The organism is Clostridioides difficile ATCC 9689 = DSM 1296 (genome assembly GCF_001077535.1).
GTDB classification, from domain to species: domain Bacteria; phylum Bacillota; class Clostridia; order Peptostreptococcales; family Peptostreptococcaceae; genus Clostridioides; species Clostridioides difficile.
This window is the reverse complement of record NZ_CP011968.1, coordinates 258,213-273,582: the sequence shown is the minus strand read 5'-3', so window position 1 is coordinate 273,582 and position 15,370 is coordinate 258,213. Positions and strand designations below refer to the sequence as shown.

General features: G+C 28.4%; 21 protein-coding genes, 1 pseudogene and 1 riboswitch. Of the genes and pseudogenes, 4 read left to right on the top strand and 18 right to left on the bottom strand.

Annotated features, from left to right (window positions below; genetic code table 11):
• Window positions 1-10: 10 nt before the first annotated feature.
• The 9 genes from CDIF1296T_RS01630 to CDIF1296T_RS01590 form a co-directional block, all read right to left on the bottom strand.
• Window positions 11-901: a DnaD domain-containing protein gene (locus tag CDIF1296T_RS01630; RefSeq protein ID WP_172956762.1), complete on the bottom strand. Its 891-nt coding sequence runs from the start codon at window positions 899-901 to the stop codon at window positions 11-13.
• A complete protein-coding gene (locus tag CDIF1296T_RS01625; RefSeq protein WP_009901714.1) occupies window positions 902-1,510 on the bottom strand; it encodes an ERF family protein in 609 nt (202 codons plus the stop codon). It abuts the gene before it with no gap.
• A 9-nt stretch (window positions 1,511-1,519) separates the two neighbouring features.
• Window positions 1,520-2,029 carry a siphovirus Gp157 family protein gene (locus CDIF1296T_RS01620; protein WP_009901713.1) on the bottom strand — a complete coding sequence of 170 codons (510 nt, stop codon included), beginning with the start codon at window positions 2,027-2,029 and terminating at the stop codon, window positions 1,520-1,522.
• Between the two features lie 82 nt (window positions 2,030-2,111).
• On the bottom strand, window positions 2,112-2,429 hold the full coding sequence (locus tag CDIF1296T_RS01615) for a hypothetical protein (RefSeq protein ID WP_009901712.1): 318 nt from the start codon (window positions 2,427-2,429) through the stop codon (window positions 2,112-2,114).
• Between the two features lie 12 nt (window positions 2,430-2,441).
• Window positions 2,442-2,669 carry a hypothetical protein gene (locus CDIF1296T_RS01610; RefSeq protein ID WP_009901711.1) on the bottom strand — a complete coding sequence of 76 codons (228 nt, stop codon included), beginning with the start codon at window positions 2,667-2,669 and terminating at the stop codon, window positions 2,442-2,444.
• A 101-nt stretch (window positions 2,670-2,770) separates the two neighbouring features.
• Window positions 2,771-2,995 (bottom strand): DeoR family transcriptional regulator, encoded by a 225-nt coding sequence (locus CDIF1296T_RS01605; RefSeq protein WP_009901709.1) that lies wholly within the window; start codon window positions 2,993-2,995, stop codon window positions 2,771-2,773.
• Window positions 2,996-3,030: 35 nt separating this feature from the next.
• Entirely contained in the window at window positions 3,031-3,285 is a 255-nt protein-coding gene (locus CDIF1296T_RS01600) for a hypothetical protein (RefSeq protein WP_009901708.1), read from the bottom strand.
• Window positions 3,286-3,320: 35 nt separating this feature from the next.
• On the bottom strand, window positions 3,321-4,109 hold the full coding sequence (locus CDIF1296T_RS01595; RefSeq protein WP_009901707.1) for a phage antirepressor: 789 nt from the start codon (window positions 4,107-4,109) through the stop codon (window positions 3,321-3,323).
• Entirely contained in the window at window positions 4,102-4,281 is a 180-nt protein-coding gene (locus CDIF1296T_RS01590) for a hypothetical protein (RefSeq protein ID WP_009901706.1), read from the bottom strand. Before CDIF1296T_RS01590 ends, CDIF1296T_RS01595 begins: the two co-directional genes overlap by 8 nt.
• Window positions 4,282-4,416: 135 nt before the next feature.
• Here CDIF1296T_RS01590 and CDIF1296T_RS01585 point away from each other — a divergent pair, with 135 nt between their 5' ends.
• Window positions 4,417-4,596, top strand: a complete 180-nt coding sequence (locus CDIF1296T_RS01585; protein WP_009901705.1) for an Arc family DNA-binding protein — start codon at window positions 4,417-4,419, stop codon at window positions 4,594-4,596.
• A 1-nt stretch (window position 4,597) separates the two neighbouring features.
• On the opposite strand, the gene CDIF1296T_RS19870 is transcribed toward CDIF1296T_RS01585, so the two are convergent.
• Together CDIF1296T_RS19870 and CDIF1296T_RS01580 are read right to left on the bottom strand one after the other, a co-directional pair.
• A complete protein-coding gene (locus tag CDIF1296T_RS19870) occupies window positions 4,598-4,726 on the bottom strand; it encodes a hypothetical protein (RefSeq protein WP_009901704.1) in 129 nt (42 codons plus the stop codon).
• A 166-nt stretch (window positions 4,727-4,892) separates the two neighbouring features.
• A complete protein-coding gene (locus CDIF1296T_RS01580; RefSeq protein WP_009901703.1) occupies window positions 4,893-5,096 on the bottom strand; it encodes a helix-turn-helix domain-containing protein in 204 nt (67 codons plus the stop codon).
• A gap of 183 nt (window positions 5,097-5,279) precedes the next feature.
• On the opposite strand from CDIF1296T_RS01580, the gene CDIF1296T_RS01575 reads away from it, so the two are divergent.
• Window positions 5,280-5,645, top strand: a complete 366-nt coding sequence (locus tag CDIF1296T_RS01575; protein WP_009901702.1) for a helix-turn-helix domain-containing protein — start codon at window positions 5,280-5,282, stop codon at window positions 5,643-5,645.
• Between the two features lie 15 nt (window positions 5,646-5,660).
• Here CDIF1296T_RS01575 and CDIF1296T_RS19455 read toward each other — a convergent pair whose 3' ends face one another.
• Window positions 5,661-5,801: a hypothetical protein gene (locus CDIF1296T_RS19455; protein WP_009901701.1), complete on the bottom strand. Its 141-nt coding sequence runs from the start codon at window positions 5,799-5,801 to the stop codon at window positions 5,661-5,663.
• A 332-nt stretch (window positions 5,802-6,133) separates the two neighbouring features.
• On the opposite strand from CDIF1296T_RS19455, the gene CDIF1296T_RS01570 reads away from it, so the two are divergent.
• Together CDIF1296T_RS01570 and CDIF1296T_RS01565 are read left to right on the top strand one after the other, a co-directional pair.
• Window positions 6,134-6,349, top strand: a complete 216-nt coding sequence (locus CDIF1296T_RS01570; RefSeq protein WP_009901700.1) for a helix-turn-helix domain-containing protein — start codon at window positions 6,134-6,136, stop codon at window positions 6,347-6,349.
• A gap of 61 nt (window positions 6,350-6,410) precedes the next feature.
• A complete protein-coding gene (locus CDIF1296T_RS01565; protein ID WP_018112757.1) occupies window positions 6,411-7,472 on the top strand; it encodes a site-specific integrase in 1,062 nt (353 codons plus the stop codon).
• A gap of 76 nt (window positions 7,473-7,548) precedes the next feature.
• Here CDIF1296T_RS01565 and guaA read toward each other — a convergent pair whose 3' ends face one another.
• From guaA to cls, 6 genes and pseudogenes are all read right to left on the bottom strand, one after another.
• Window positions 7,549-9,084, bottom strand: coding sequence for a glutamine-hydrolyzing GMP synthase (guaA, locus tag CDIF1296T_RS01560; RefSeq protein ID WP_003425341.1), 1,536 nt, complete (start codon window positions 9,082-9,084; stop codon window positions 7,549-7,551).
• A gap of 220 nt (window positions 9,085-9,304) precedes the next feature.
• A riboswitch (purine riboswitch) is annotated at window positions 9,305-9,406 on the bottom strand.
• A 59-nt stretch (window positions 9,407-9,465) separates the two neighbouring features.
• Window positions 9,466-10,649 (bottom strand): annotated as a pseudogene (larC, locus tag CDIF1296T_RS19605) (nickel pincer cofactor biosynthesis protein LarC).
• A gap of 83 nt (window positions 10,650-10,732) precedes the next feature.
• Entirely contained in the window at window positions 10,733-11,473 is a 741-nt protein-coding gene (larB, locus tag CDIF1296T_RS01545; protein WP_009895285.1) for a nickel pincer cofactor biosynthesis protein LarB, read from the bottom strand.
• Between the two features lie 261 nt (window positions 11,474-11,734).
• A complete protein-coding gene (gene groL / locus CDIF1296T_RS01540; RefSeq protein ID WP_003435012.1) occupies window positions 11,735-13,363 on the bottom strand; it encodes a chaperonin GroEL in 1,629 nt (542 codons plus the stop codon).
• Between the two features lie 32 nt (window positions 13,364-13,395).
• Window positions 13,396-13,680: a co-chaperone GroES gene (locus tag CDIF1296T_RS01535; protein WP_003420907.1), complete on the bottom strand. Its 285-nt coding sequence runs from the start codon at window positions 13,678-13,680 to the stop codon at window positions 13,396-13,398.
• Window positions 13,681-13,872: 192 nt separating this feature from the next.
• The gene (gene cls, locus CDIF1296T_RS01530) at window positions 13,873-15,363 is read right to left on the bottom strand and encodes a cardiolipin synthase (protein ID WP_009888027.1); all 1,491 of its coding nucleotides are present in this window, start codon (window positions 15,361-15,363) and stop codon (window positions 13,873-13,875) included.
• Window positions 15,364-15,370 lie beyond the last annotated feature (7 nt).

The window sequence follows — 15,370 nt, the reverse complement described above, 5'->3', positions numbered from 1 at the left end:
AGTTTAATTTTTATTTAAATTTTTCCTTCTGACTCTTTTTAATAATCTCGTCTAGCTCTTTTTCATCATATTGAGTAAAAGTTTGATTGAAGTTAGCAAACTTATTTTTACTCACATTATGAGTATTCACAGCTTTATTATTAGACTGTTTCTTCTCCTGTTTACTCTTTTTCTTCCTCTCAAACTCATTTTGATACTCTGTAAGTTCTAAATTAGTTTTTACACCTGCTTCTATCCAATTGTTTAATATTGTCTTTACATACTTATAATTCTTAACTCCATTTGATATTGCTTCATCAATAGCTCTTATAATTACATCAGCTTCCATTCCATCATCTAAGTAACTCATTAACTCTATAAAGTTATTAGGAGTAATCACACCTATATATTTTTCAAAGTATTTTTTTATATAGGTGGTTTCATCTTGTTGAGGTTGTTCATTAATAACAATAGTAGTAATATCATTATTTACTTTAAAGTCATTACTTACTACTTCCGTGTTTTCCGGTTTCCGAGAAACCCGGTTTCCGGGAAATCCGGTTTCCGGGAAATCAGTTTTTCGGGATTTTAGCTTCTGAGGATTTTCAAGTGGTATCTCATATACTTGATAATCATATCCTCCAAGCATCTTATTAGTATTAGAATCTCGACAAGGTGTTCTTGTTATATATCCATTTTCTATGAGCTCCCTTAAAATATTTGCTGTAGCATCCCTCCCATTTTTACTTCTTTTATATAAATCATTAACATAGATTTTCCAGTGGTCGGGCTTACTAATCAGATATGAATGTAAACCTTTTGCTTGCCAGCTTAATTTTACATCTTCCAAACAAGTTTTATTTAAAACCACATATGGATTATCTTTGTCTTTGCTTACTCTTATAATCCCCAATACTATCACCTACTCTTGTTTTTGCTTCTCTAAAATGCTCTTATATCCATTTAAAACTTTCTCATACTCTTGCTTAGTCAAATCTACTGCTAACTTTCCAAACTTCTTATATACTTCACTATCAACTCTATTTTTATCTTTTTCTATAGATTCTCCTAGCGAATATAGTGTATTTAATTCACTCTCATTAACTTCTTTTTTTTTCTGCTCATTTCCATGTTTATTTGTTGCATCACTATCTTTTGTATCATCAATACAAAATAATCCATTTAAAGCGTACTTTCTTGCATAACTTGATACACTTCCAGTTACTTGTGCTAAATCCATACCTTTTTTAGTTTCATCTTCTCTAGCTAATGCCTTTGTAGATACTTTCTCTCCTGTTTCTGCATCTATTAAAGTTGCTGTAGCTTCTACATAAAATCTATTTCCTATCTGAACAATATTATCATCCAATATAACTAATGCTTTTTCTTCCTTTAGAATAGGTTTTAAACCTTCTAGTATATCCTCACAACTCCTATAGTTGTATTTACCAAAGCTATTAAATTGACTTTTAGGAGCTTTTAAAGTACTCTGTATATTCACAAGTTTTATATAAATATTATTATTTTCCATAGCTTTCACCTACTCTTTTTTAACTTTTGGAGTTGTTAATGTAGTTGAATATTCAATCCTACAACCTTCAACCTCATGACCTTTTTTAATAAAGTCTTTAATGGTATTCTTATCTACTTTTACAACTTGCTCTACTGTTTTGTATATAGCAGGTATCTTTTCTTCATCTTCTATGACTAAGCTACCTGCTGACTTTCTTATACTTATATTTCCTAAAACTGTTTCTACTTTTTTAGTACCAAGTAATTCCATACAGTCTTTTATATTGCTTTTTAATCTATCAAGAGTATTCTTTTTGACCCTTTTTAACTCTTGCAATCTTTTAATCTCTGAATCTATAGAGTTTATATCACTGTCAATGTTTAATATTACTGAAACTATCCTAGTGTTTTTATTTTGTATCTCTTGTTTTATTATTTCTTTTATTTCCTCTAGTTTTTCAGCTTCATTTCCTGTTGTTTCTGTTAAACCTTCTTCTATTTCTAATAAATCTGTAGTTAATTCATATAAAGTACTCATAATTTCCCTCCGTTTGTGCTATAATATAGCTATAATTTATTTGTATCTATTTTTGATTAGAGCCATTGCAGTGGCTCTTTTCTTATATCTGCACATCTATAGGTATATCTCTTTCAAGTTCTTCTAAAATTAATTGAAATATCTTGTAATCCTCACTTTCTTCATATTCTTTTATTTCAATTTGTGTATCTATAATTTCTAGTAATGACTCAGCAAATATTTTTAATCTTTCGTTTACGCTTTTTTCTCTTAAAGCATTACTCAATGCAATGTCTTCTAATATATCTCTTTCTTCTTTTTTTCTAAGTTTTGTATAAAGTTGCTCATTTTTATTTATTTCTAAATTAGCTCTATTTAGTTGTTGCTCTACTGCATTTCTCACTATAATTAAACTTTTCATAATTAATCCCCCTTAATTTAACGTTTCAATGCAATAATCATAGCCTATTGCATCATCTATAGTTATAGACGATTGTACTAAATCATCTAATTCTTTATCAAAATAAACTACTGTTAATTCAAATTCTTGTGATTGAGTTATTATACAATCGCTTTCAAAACCAAATCTTGCACATGTTACTCTGATTGCTTTACCTGCTTTAAGAATTTTTGTAGGAAATTTTACTTTAAGTATTTTCATATCACTATCCCCTTATTGTATTTTTTAAGACCTTCAAAACTCGCTTTCTTATTATATTGCTTACAAAACTGTACATAAGCTATTAGTACCTTTACACTCAACTAAATCACCCCCTCTCTAGCTTTTTTATTTGATTGCTTCTTATAGAAAAATCTTTCTTCTAAATAAGTCTTTGGGACTTTTCCTGCAAATGTATAATAACCTTTTTTTTGCAATTCTTTGTTTAAATCTCTCATTATTCTATATGCTGTGCTTTCAGCTACATCTAAAAGCTCTGCAACTTCTTTGACTTTATAGTATCCTGAATTATTAACTTTTTTAGCCATCTTATCTACTCCTTTTTAAGAATATTCTGTATTTATTACTTATCAAGAAAGTTATAAAATAGAGCATCAAGCATACATAACAAATGACTATCTTTATCTATTGTCAATACTGCCTCTTCTTTTATATAAAACTTAATTAAATCTTCGTCTAAACAATGAGTTATACAAGAATTATCTTCGCCACTTATTAACATTCCAACTTCTTTTAATACACCTTGTTTATTTTTAATTTGAACCTCTGCTATTTCATCAAGAGTATTTTTTATACCATAAAATATGTCTTCGCTCATTGTTTCTGCCTCCATAATTTTTAATCTTCAAAATTCTAACCTAACATTGATATTTGATTGTTCTTTTTAAACTTATTAATAAAGTATATTTGTCCTTTACCAGTAATCTTAGGCGTTTTAGTAATACTTGTATGACCATCTGGATGTACTCTTGTACCTTCTTTTATTTCTATAACTCCTAAATCTACACTTTTTTGAGTTGGTGTATTGTAATCCTCACCTTTACGTTTTATTAAGTAACCATTATTTCTTAACCAGTCAAATAATCTATTTTGTCCTGTATCAATTCCGTTTTGTCTAAGCAATTTTGCTAATTCTCCAACCAGGATTGAATTATCAGAAGATGCTACCGAATCAGCAAAAAGTACTTTTGGTTGCTGTAACTGAATTACCTTATCTTTTTCCTCTATTTCTCTATTTTTCTTTTCTATTGTCTTTTGGGCTACTTGTAATGCTCTTGCCATTATTTCATCATCTGACATATCTTCTGTTGTATGGATATATCCTCCGGTTTTACGAATTTCTTTTAGTATCTTTTTAACTTCTTTTTTAAATTGTTTAGCAATTTGTTTTCTACTTTGCATCAAAACCTCATACAATCCATCTTCTGTTAAAAACCAAGCACTATAAGCATTGTTTAGAGTGCCTATTTGTATTAATTCTTTTTCTTCTGCTTCGATATTAGATAACATTGTTGATACATTACTATGCTCTATCCATTCGGCTACATCTTTAGCTAAAAACAAAGGTTTTTCTAAAGTTCCATAAACTCTAAATTCTTTCCCCAATAATTCTTGTTCTTTAATTGTTTGTAAATTATTCATGTTTATCTGCCTCCTTTTTGTAATTTCTATATTCTAATAGTTCAAATTCCTTCCATAGTATATCTAATATAAATGAGTTCTTAGTTAATCCTAAATATTTTGATTTTTTTGTTATTTCTTCATTTAATTTTTCTGGCATCCTAACAGTTATTCTCTTTTTATTTGAGTTCATTTTGCCGTCAACTCCTTCCTTGTTTCAATAATATCACGCCGTCTTTATGCCGTCAATATATTTTATAGATTTTCTATAAATTATTTTTATGATATAATAATGACATCATTTAGACTTTAAAAAGGAGGTATTATTATGTCGTCTACATTGCCCAAATACACTTTACGAATAAATAAAATTTTACTTGAAAAAATTAAGTATATTGCTGAAAGTGAAGGTCGCTCTGCTAATAAGGAGATTGAACAACTAATAAAAAAACATATTGAAGATTATGAACAAAGAAAAGGAGAAATTAAAGTTAGTATTGAAGAATAATTTATATATGGTTGCTAATCACTAATAGTATGTACTCGTTCACTGACATACCTTTTTGATTAGCCTTTTCTTTGCACTTATTATATAATTCTTCTGTAATAGTTAAAGTATATTTCTTTTTATTATTCATCTAATCACCTCCGATTTTGTTATTTTAAGAAAGTCTTACTAAATACAATTCCTAAAAAATAAAAAATTCCTCTAATGAATATTTCTTTTTCTTTATTTCTCATATACTTGCTCCTTTAAAATATTTTATATTTAGTTTTCAAGGTACTATTTTTTAGAAAGAACAGTTAGTTCGATTTATTTTTAAAAAAAAGTTCATCTATTGTAATCCCTAAAATTTTTGCTATTTTTTGTGCTGTAAAGAAACCTGGATTTTTTATACCTCTTTCTATTTGAGATATGTATTCTTTACTAACATTAACTTCTAAAGCTAATTGTTTTTGTGTCAATTTGTTTAACTCTCTGTAGTATTTTAAATTACTCTTAAACATGTTACCTCCTTTCCGAACTAACTGTTCTTTTTTATATTTTTATTATATCGAACTAATTGTTCTCTGTCAACACTTTTTGTTTTATTTGTTCTTTTTTTATTTAATTCTTCTGTTGATAACGAATATGTGATATATTAAATCTAAATAGAACAATTTGTTTGTTTTTATCGGAGGTTGAATAATATGTTCGGAAAAAGATTGAAATTACTTAGAAAAGAATTAAATTATACTCAAAAAGAATTAGGAGAAAAACTGAATATTTCAGGGAGAATAATTGGCTATTATGAATCAGAAGAAAGGTTCCCTGATAAAGAAATCTTGTCAAAACTAGCAGACTTATTTAATGTATCTGTGGACTACCTGCTAGGTAGAACAAACATCAGAAACGCAGAACATTCTGCTGAGTTAGAATTAATTGAGAAGTTGAATTTTTCTGATGATATAAAAGAAGCTCTAAGAATGATTAGTGAGCTAAGTCCTGCGTCACAAGAAAAAATGATGAAGATAGCAAAAGTTTTTCTCGAAGAAGAAATGGATAAAAAGAAATAAAAAAAGAAGAGGAATTTACTCCCCTTCTTTTTTATTTTCTTTATTATGGCACTTTTTTACTAATTCCACATATTTATCAAATTTATTTTTATCTAAACTTTTTATTGTGTCTAAAACTTTCCCCTTTTTTATTAATTTTTTTTCTAATTCTATCATATATGCCATCCCCTGTTTTTATGTATAAGTTATGTATTTTACTTTAAATAGCTATACCTAATTCTTTTCCATATCTCATTTCAAGAACGTACGTTCGCATTATTAATAATAAACTTCCTATAAACTTCATCTAAAACATCTCCTTTACTATTATATATCTGTTTTGACTTAGCACTATTGTTATAGTGCTTTTTGCTTTTAATTTCTTAACTACATTTTAACACATTTTTCCACCAAAAAATGTTCTAATTAGGAACATTTATTACAATAAACTACACAAACTATTAATTATAAAAATAATCAAAAAATAATTAAAAGGTGGATTTTAATAAATGTTGAAAAAATTAAGAAAAAAGAAAAGAATGACACAACTAGAATTAGCAGAAAAAATGGGACGTAACAGAAGTTATATATCAAAACTAGAAAATCAAGAATATAAAGATATAGGTATATCTACGATACTAGACTTATCTATAGCACTAGAAGAAGACTTCTTTGAACTGTGTAAATATTACAAGCTTCAAGAGATGAAAAGAAGAGAAAAATAAAACAATTATTTAGATAGTATATCTAACATGTTATAATTATTGTAATATTAAAATGACATAATTGGGGGTGTCTAAAATTCCTGCTTACAAAGATGAACAAAGAAAAAGTTGGTATGCTGGTTTTTATTTTACAGATTTCAATGGAGATAAAAAAAAGAAAATAAAAAGAGGTTTCAAAACTAAAAAAGAAGCTTTGGAATTTGAAAGAGAGTTTTTGAATAAATCTAAAATGAGTACTGATATGAATTTTGAAAGTCTTGTAGATGAATACATGCAAGATATGTCAACTAGATTAAAATTGACTACTATAGATATTAAGAAGTACTTAATAAACTTAAAAATCTTGCCTTTTTTTAGAAAGCTGAAAATAAATGAAATTACTGCTAAACATATTAGAAAGTGGCAAAACGAATTATTGCAAAGTGATTATAGTCAAACATACATAAAAACAATAAATAATCAACTTGTTGCTATATTAAATTATGCAGTTAAGTACTATAATTTACCTTCTAATCCTGCCCACTTAGCAGGTTCTATTGGTAAAAAAAACGCTGATGAAATGCAGTTTTGGACTTTAGATGAATTTAAAAAATTTATGGAATTTGAAAATAAACCAGAACCTCGTCTAGCTTTTGAAATTTTATTTTGGGCAGGGCTTAGACTAGGTGAATTAATGGCTCTTACTCCAAAAGATATATTTGAAAACAAAATAAATATTGATAAAAGCTATATGAAGTTAAATGGTGAAGATATAGTTTCTTCTCCTAAAACTCCTAAAAGTAAACGTATTGTTCCTATACCAAGTTTTTTATATAATAATATAAAAGATTACTTATCTAAACTATATGATTTAAAAGAAGATGAAAGGATATTTAAATTTGCCAAAAGTTATTTACATAAAGAATTAGATAGGTGTTGTAAGCTATCTGGAATAAAAAGAATTAGAGTACATGACTTAAGACATTCTCATGCATCTTTATTGGTGAATATGGATGTAAATATATTAACTATAGCTGAACGTTTAGGACATGAAAAAGCTGAAACAACATGGAATACATATTCTCATTTATACCCGAATAAGCAGCTTGAAGTTGCACAAAAATTAGATGATTTAAATATATAGTATCATTTTAGTATCACAAGCAAATTTTAAAAAGCTGTAAACCTTAAAATTTCAAGGTTTACAGCTTTTTTGTATACTATTCCCATTCAATAGTTCCAGGAGGCTTAGAAGTTATATCATAAACTACTCTATTTACTCCATCAACTTCATTTATTATTCTATTAGAAATTCTTTCTAATACATCATAAGGCATCTTATACCAGTCAGAAGTCATTCCATCAGAAGAAGTAACTGCTCTTAAACCAACTAAATAAGCATATGTTCTTTCATCACCCATAACTCCAACAGTCTTAACATCTGGTAATGTTGCAAAAGCTTGCCATATTTCTCTGTATAAACCTGCTTTTCTAAGCTCGTCCATATAAACAGCATCAGCTTCTCTTAATATATCACATTTTTCTTTAGTTACATCACCTATAACTCTTATTCCTAGACCTGGTCCTGGGAAAGGATGTCTAAATATTAATCCTTCTTCTATACCAAGCTCTAATCCTATTTTTCTAACTTCATCCTTAAATAACTCTCTTAATGGTTCTACAATTTCTTGGAAGTCTACATCTTCTGGGATTCCACCAACATTATGATGAGACTTTATAGTAGCAGCATTTCCATGTCCACTTTCTATAACATCTGGATAGATTGTTCCTTGTACTAAGAAATCCATTTTTCCTAATTTATTTGATTCTTCTTCAAATACTCTTATAAATTCTTCACCTATTATTTTTCTCTTAGCTTCTGGTTCAGAAACTCCTTTTAATTTAGATAAGAATCTATCTTCTGCATTAACTCTTATTAAATTTATATCAAATTTCTCTCTAAATATTCTTTCTACATCATTTCCTTCATTTTTTCTAAGTAAACCATGGTCAACAAATATACAAGTTAAGTTGTCCCCAATTGCTTTATGAATAAGAACTGCAGCAACAGAAGAATCAACTCCTCCACTTAAAGCACATAAAGCTTTTTTATCGCCTATTTTTTCTTTTAATTCTTTTATTTTATCTTCTATGAATGAATCTGTAGTCCAGTCACCTTTTACTTTACAAATATTATATAAGAAGTTTGTAAGTATCTTGTCCCCTTCCAAACAGTGTTCTACCTCTGGATGGAATTGAACTCCATATAGGTTTCGTTCTACATTTTCCATAGCTGCTACTGGACAATCATTAGTATTTGCAACTATAGTAAATCCTTCTGGAACTTTTTCTATTAAATCTGTATGACTCATCCATACACTATTTGTAGTTATTCCTTCAAATAATGATGATTTTCCATAAGTTATAGCTGTTTTTCCATATTCTTTTTCTTGTTTATTACCTTTTCTTACAACTCCACCCAATACATGAGACATTATTTGAATACCATAGCATATTCCAAGTATTGGTACTCCTAGTTCAAATATTTCTTTTGATATTGTTGGAGAATCTTCTAAATACGCACTATTTGGACCGCCTGTAAATATTATCCCTTTAGGATTTTTTTCTTTTATTCTTTCTATGCTTGCAGTACATGGAAGTATTTCACAATATACGTTGTTTTCTCTAACTCTTCTAGCTATCAACTGATTATATTGTCCTCCAAAATCTATTACAAGTACTAATTCATGTTTCATAAATTTACATCTCTCCTTGTATAATATAGTTTTTATATATTTATTTTAACACAATACAGTCTAAATTATATTAAATCTTTTTACACAAAAAACCTGTATAGTAACTTCCATAATTTCTAGCAAAAGTGAAATTACTATACAGGCTTCCAAAATACCTTTATCTTATAGCCAACACATAGGGAGTTTAACTCAGCCTACACATTTACTTAACTAGGTCTTTTGGTATAATAATTTCACTCATAGTCAAGATATTTACGGTATCTTGGTAGAGACTCTCAGACCATATTTCTGAGCATATACGAGTGAGTTTATATTTTATATATTTTTTTCTGTTTACTTTTATTTAATAAGGCTGAATATTAATTTATCAAAATTTATTACTTATGTCAATAAGTTTTCACTAAATTCTTCTTTTATTCTAAAATTTATATCAGCAAACACTTTTTTTATAGGAATATCTTCATTTTTTGCTATAGTTTTACATTCATTATATTCTGGAGTAGCCTTGACTAGTTTTCCTTTATAATACCCTAGTTTTACTGTAACCACTCCATATTTTGTATCTAATTTTACAAATTTTCTCTCTAGAATTTCTCTATTATATGCATTATATCTCACTCCAAAAGTACTAGTTTCTAAAAGTAATATTTTAATAAATTTTTCTAAATCTGATTCATTACATAAAATTGATACTTTTGTTGCTGGTCTATTCTTCTTCATATAAATGCTCTCTGTATAAATATCTAATGCTTTCTCATCTAATATTTTTTCATACAAATAAGAATAGATTTCTGAAGACATATCATCAATGTTTGCACTAATTTCATAAATTAATTCTTCTTTTTTTTTTCACCTAATACAGTTCTGAGTATATTTGGTACTTCAAACTTCTTATGACCTATACCATATCCAATTTGCTTTGGAGAAAATTCAAGCTCATCTACAAACTCATCACACAAGACTTTTATGATTGCAGCTCCTGTTGGAGTTGTACATTCTCCATTTACATTATTTAATTTAATTGGCACACCTTTTAAAATTTCTATAGTTGCAGGTGCAGGTATAGGTATAATTCCATGTTCACATTTTACAAATCCTGAACCAACAGACACTGTACTAGCACAAACTTTATCTACACAAAGTAAGTCAACTAATATAGAAGCTCCTACTATATCTACAATTGAATCTATAGCCCCTACCTCATGAAAATGTATCTTGTCTATTGTAGTTCCATGAACTTTTGCTTCTGCTTCTCCAATTACCATAAATATTTTTTTTGCTTTAAATTTTACATTTTCGTTTAGAGTGCTTTTATCTATAACCTCAAATATATCCACTAAATTTCTATGCGTATGTTTTTCTTTTGTAATTACTTCTACTTTTGTACCTACTATTCCATTTTCAGTTTTCGAGCTGATGTTTATATTAAATTCATCGCTCATTCTTAGTTTATGAATTTCCTCCAAAAAAATTTCCTTAGGCACACCTAAATTTAATAAACTTGCAAGGGTCATATCCCCTGATATACCGCTTATTATATCAAAATAAAGTATTTTTTCACTCATATATGTCTCCTCAATTTTAATAGTAAAAATATAATAGAAATTAAATTTTATTATATAGTTTTGTTTAATTTATATCAATGTATTTACAGTTTATTTATCATTGATGCTAAATATCCTGCTCCAAATCCATTATCAATATTTACAACAGATATTCCAGATGCACAGCTATTTAACATAGCTAGTAATGCTGCTAATCCTCCAAAATTTGCTCCATATCCAACAGAAGTTGGAACAGCTATTACTGGAACATCAACCAGTCCACCAATTACACTTGCAAGAGCACCTTCCATACCTGCAACGGCTACTATTACTCTAGCACTATCTATTTTATGTCTTTTATTTAAAAGCCTATGTATACCTGCCACTCCAACATCATATATTCTATCAACATCATTACCTAAAAACTTAGCTGTATGATAAGCTTCGTCTGCTACTGGTATATCAGAAGTTCCCCCTGTAGCAATCACAATTTTACCTTTTCCTATATTCTCTATATCATGATTTTGAATCTTAAGAATTTTAGACACCTCTTCATACTCAGCATGATTATAGATTTCTTTAATTTTCAGAAAAGTTTCTTTTCTGCACCTTGTCCCCAATATGTTAGAACTTTTTTGATTCATTTTATCAATAATCCCTAAAATATGCTCATCACTCTTACCTTCACAATAAATAACTTCCGGATACCCATTTCTTAATTCTCTATGATGGTCTATATTTGCATATCCAAGGTCTTCATAAGGTAAATCTTTTAACTTTTCTAACGCAAAATCTATATCAATATTTTCATTTTTAACTTCTTCAAGCAATTTTCTTAAGTCCATATTATCGCATCCTTTTAAATTTGATTTATTCTCTATCAACAATTATACCTTAATTAATATATATCTAAAATCATAACCTAAAAAATAACAATACTACTCTAAAATATTATTACAAACTAGATACTGATTATCTAAATATGTGTATTGAATTTATAGATATACAAAAATTAGATATATACAAAAGAACTATTTCAACTTAGAGTTTAAAATCTAAGTCGAAATAGTTCTTTATATTAAAATTTATATTTTAAATTTTTTAAATTACATCATACCAGGCATTCCGCCACCCATTCCTGGCATTCCTGCATCTTCTTTTTCAGGAAGGTCAGCAACAGCAGCTTCAGTAGTTAAGAAAGTACTTGCTATTGATGCAGCATTTTGTAAAGCACTTCTACTAACTTTAGTTGGGTCAACTATACCAGCTTCTATCATATTTACATATTTTTCATTCAATGCGTCAAATCCAGTTTCTGCTTCAGAATTAACAACATTTTGCACAATTACAGCACCTTCAAGACCAGCATTTATAGCTATTTGTCTTAATGGCTCTTCTAACGCTTTTTTAACTATTTGAGCACCTAGTTTAACTTCTCCTTCTAAACTCTCAATTAGTGTTCCTATTGCTGGTATAACACTAACAAAAGCAGTTCCTCCACCAGCTACTATTCCTTCTTCTACAGCTGCTCTAGTTGCATTAAGAGCATCTTCTATTCTTAACTTTCTTTCTTTTAACTCTACTTCTGTAGCAGCTCCAACTTTTACAACAGCTACTCCTCCAGCAAGTTTAGCTAATCTTTCCATTAATTTCTCTCTATCAAAATCTGAAGTAGTTTGCTCTACTTGATGTTTAATTTGAGTTACTCTATCTTCTATAGCTTTTTTATCTCCAGAACCATCTACTATTGTAGTACTTTCTTTAGTTACCTTAACAGATGAAGCTCTACCTAGCATAGATAAATCAGCTTCTTTTAAATCATAACCTAATTCTTCTGATATTACTTGAGCACCTGTAAGTATTGCTATATCTTGAAGCATTTCTTTTCTTCTATCTCCAAAGCCTGGAGCTTTAACTGCTACTACATCAAATGTTCCTCTTAATTTATTTACTACTAATGTAGATAATGCTTCACCTTCTACATCTTCAGCTATTATCAATAACTTTTTACCTTGTTGAACTATTTGTTCAAGAACTGGTAATAATTCTTGTATGTTAGATATTTTTTTATCAGTAATTAATATATATGGGTCATTTAAAACTGCTTCCATTTTATCTACATCTGTAACCATATATGCAGAAACAAATCCTCTATCAAACTGCATACCTTCAACAGCATCTAATTCAGTATTCATAGTTTGAGACTCTTCAACAGTTATAACTCCATCTTTACCTACTATTTCCATAGCTTCTGCTATTAATTTTCCAACTTCTTCATCACCAGCAGATATAGAAGCAACTTGAGATATAGCCTCTTGTGTTTCTACTATTCTTGATTGATTTTTTAATTCTTCTACTGCTACTGTTACTGCTTTTTGTATTCCTTTTCTTAAAAGTATTGGGTTAGCCCCTGCTGTTACATTCTTTAAACCTTCTCTTATTATAGCTTGTGCTAAAACTGTAGCAGTTGTAGTACCATCTCCAGCTACATCATTAGTTTTAGTTGCTACTTCTTTAACTAATTGAGCACCCATATTTTCAAATCTATCTTCTAGTTCTATCTCTTTTGCTATAGTTACTCCATCATTAGTTATAAGTGGAGAACCAAATTTTTTATCTAATATAACATTTCTTCCTTTAGGTCCTAATGTTACTTTTACTGTATCTGCTAATTTATTTACACCAGCTTCTAAAGCTCTTCTTGTTTCCTCTGAAAATTTAATTTCTTTAGCCATTTTAAACCCCTCCTAATAAATTTATTCTATATTTATTCAATAACAGCTAATACATCACTCTGTCTTAGTATTGTGTATTCTTGTCCTTCTATCTTAACTTCTGTTCCAGAATATTTTTGGAATATAACCTTATCTCCCACTGTCAATTCCATTTTTATTTCTTTCCCTTCAACTATTCCACCTGGTCCAACTTCTACAACTTCAGCTATTTGAGGTTGCTCTTTAGCTGCTCCTGGTAAAACTATTCCACTTGCAGTTTTTTCTTCTGCTTCTACTTTTTTAATTACTACTCTGTCAGCTAATGGTCTTATTTTCATTATTAACGCCTCCTAAAATATTAAGTATAGACTAGTTCGCCTATGTTTTTAGTTATTTTTAAATTAATACTACTTATATATGTAGATTTATATATATACTTTTTATTTATTATCACTCTATCTAATAGAGTGCTAACAATTATTATAATATACCAATCACACATAATTTTCAATACCTTTTTTAATAATTTTTTATAATATTGGTGAAAATAATCTTGCTACAGATTCTTTGATTTTTTGTATGATATTTCTATTCTTAAATACCTCCAAATTAAGTTCTTCACAGTGACTTAAATCCTCAAAGAAATCATCTGTCATTACCCTAATAACTTCTTCATCATAGATAAATGCATTTACCTCAAAGTTAAGCATAAAACTTCTTAAATCCATATTAGCTGTACCTGCAGAAGCAATTTTATCATCTATTATTACGACTTTAGAATGTATAAATCCTTTATTATATAAATAAACTTTACCACCTGCTCTTAATATTTCTTCAAAATATGAATAAGATGCTATATTTACTATCTTGTGGTCTGCAATTTTAGGAAATATTATTCTCACATCAACTCCACTAAGAGCAGCACTCTTTATAGCTTTTAGTAGACTTTCATCTGGAATAAAATATGGAGTTTCTATATAAACATTTTTTCTAGCCTGACATATTGCAGAAAAATAAGCATAATGAATATCTTCCCAGTCACTGTCTGGACCACTCGCAACAACTTGTATCATACTTTCACCAACATTCCCTACACTTGGGAAATAATTTTTAGTCACTAATACTTCTTTTGTTGTATAATACCAATCAATCAGAAATGTCATTTGAAGCATGTATACAGAAATACCCTTAATCCTAATATGAGTATCTCTCCAATATCCAAACTTATCATTTTTGCCTAAATATTCATCTCCTATATTTATTCCACCTGTATATCCAATTATTCCATCAATAACAACAATTTTTCTGTGATTTCTATAGTTTAATTTCCCTCCTATTATAGGAAATTTTGTAGGTAAAAATGCTGCAATTTCTATACCTACTTCCCTCATTTCTCGGAAAAATTTTCTATTAAACCAAAATCTCCAGCATCCTACATCATCATATAAAATTCTTATCTTAATGCCTTCTTTAGCCTTTTTTATAAGTTCTTCTTTTAACACCCTACCTATTTCACTATCTTTGATGATAAAGTACTCTAAATGAATATGGTCTTTAGCTTCTCTTATATCTTCTATAAGTCTTTTAAACTTTTCATTTCCATCTACAAATACATCCACTTTATTATTTTTAGTAAAGGGAAACATACCAGTCTTTAACAACATATTTATTACCCTTTTTCTATAACTACCATCCTCTTCATCTCTTAAAAGCTTATTTTGTTTTATAGATTCTTTTTCTAATTCAACTATTTCTGTTATCTTTTCTAATGTATCAAATAGTTTCTTTTCTTTTATATTATTAGCTAGTTTTTGAGTCTTAAATAATTTTCTTTTTCTAATATTTCTACCTGAAATAGCATATATCATTAAACCTACACCTGGAAATATAATAAACATCAATAGCCAAGACATTGTTTTTGCAGGGTCTCTATTTTCAAGTAATATAATCACAGAAATTATGGCTCCAGCTAGATATGATATAATTAAATAGAACAGAAATATTGTTCCTATTACTCCCATAATTTCT

Bases quoted from the DNA above. Each gene is read 5' to 3' on its own strand.
- groL (WP_003435012.1), bottom strand. From the start codon at position 13,363: ATGGCTAAAGAAATTAAATTTTCAGAGGAAACAAGAAGAGCTTTAGAA.
- CDIF1296T_RS01600 (WP_009901708.1), bottom strand. From the start codon at position 3,285: ATGAGCGAAGACATATTTTATGGTATAAAAAATACTCTTGATGAAATA.
- CDIF1296T_RS01610 (WP_009901711.1), bottom strand. From the start codon at position 2,669: ATGAAAATACTTAAAGTAAAATTTCCTACAAAAATTCTTAAAGCAGGT.
- CDIF1296T_RS01570 (WP_009901700.1), top strand. From the start codon at position 6,134: ATGTTGAAAAAATTAAGAAAAAAGAAAAGAATGACACAACTAGAATTA.
- CDIF1296T_RS01625 (WP_009901714.1), bottom strand. From the start codon at position 1,510: ATGGAAAATAATAATATTTATATAAAACTTGTGAATATACAGAGTACT.
- CDIF1296T_RS01615 (WP_009901712.1), bottom strand. From the start codon at position 2,429: ATGAAAAGTTTAATTATAGTGAGAAATGCAGTAGAGCAACAACTAAAT.
- CDIF1296T_RS01575 (WP_009901702.1), top strand. From the start codon at position 5,280: ATGTTCGGAAAAAGATTGAAATTACTTAGAAAAGAATTAAATTATACT.
- CDIF1296T_RS01535 (WP_003420907.1), bottom strand. From the start codon at position 13,680: ATGAAAATAAGACCATTAGCTGACAGAGTAGTAATTAAAAAAGTAGAA.
- CDIF1296T_RS01595 (WP_009901707.1), bottom strand. From the start codon at position 4,109: ATGAATAATTTACAAACAATTAAAGAACAAGAATTATTGGGGAAAGAA.
- cls (WP_009888027.1), bottom strand. From the start codon at position 15,363: ATGGGAGTAATAGGAACAATATTTCTGTTCTATTTAATTATATCATAT.
- CDIF1296T_RS01620 (WP_009901713.1), bottom strand. From the start codon at position 2,029: ATGAGTACTTTATATGAATTAACTACAGATTTATTAGAAATAGAAGAA.
- CDIF1296T_RS19870 (WP_009901704.1), bottom strand. From the start codon at position 4,726: ATGAATAATAAAAAGAAATATACTTTAACTATTACAGAAGAATTATAT.
- CDIF1296T_RS19455 (WP_009901701.1), bottom strand. From the start codon at position 5,801: ATGATAGAATTAGAAAAAAAATTAATAAAAAAGGGGAAAGTTTTAGAC.
- CDIF1296T_RS01580 (WP_009901703.1), bottom strand. From the start codon at position 5,096: ATGTTTAAGAGTAATTTAAAATACTACAGAGAGTTAAACAAATTGACA.
- larB (WP_009895285.1), bottom strand. From the start codon at position 11,473: ATGGACTTAAGAAAATTGCTTGAAGAAGTTAAAAATGAAAATATTGAT.
- CDIF1296T_RS01585 (WP_009901705.1), top strand. From the start codon at position 4,417: ATGTCGTCTACATTGCCCAAATACACTTTACGAATAAATAAAATTTTA.
- guaA (WP_003425341.1), bottom strand. From the start codon at position 9,084: ATGAAACATGAATTAGTACTTGTAATAGATTTTGGAGGACAATATAAT.
- CDIF1296T_RS01605 (WP_009901709.1), bottom strand. From the start codon at position 2,995: ATGGCTAAAAAAGTTAATAATTCAGGATACTATAAAGTCAAAGAAGTT.
- CDIF1296T_RS01590 (WP_009901706.1), bottom strand. From the start codon at position 4,281: ATGAACTCAAATAAAAAGAGAATAACTGTTAGGATGCCAGAAAAATTA.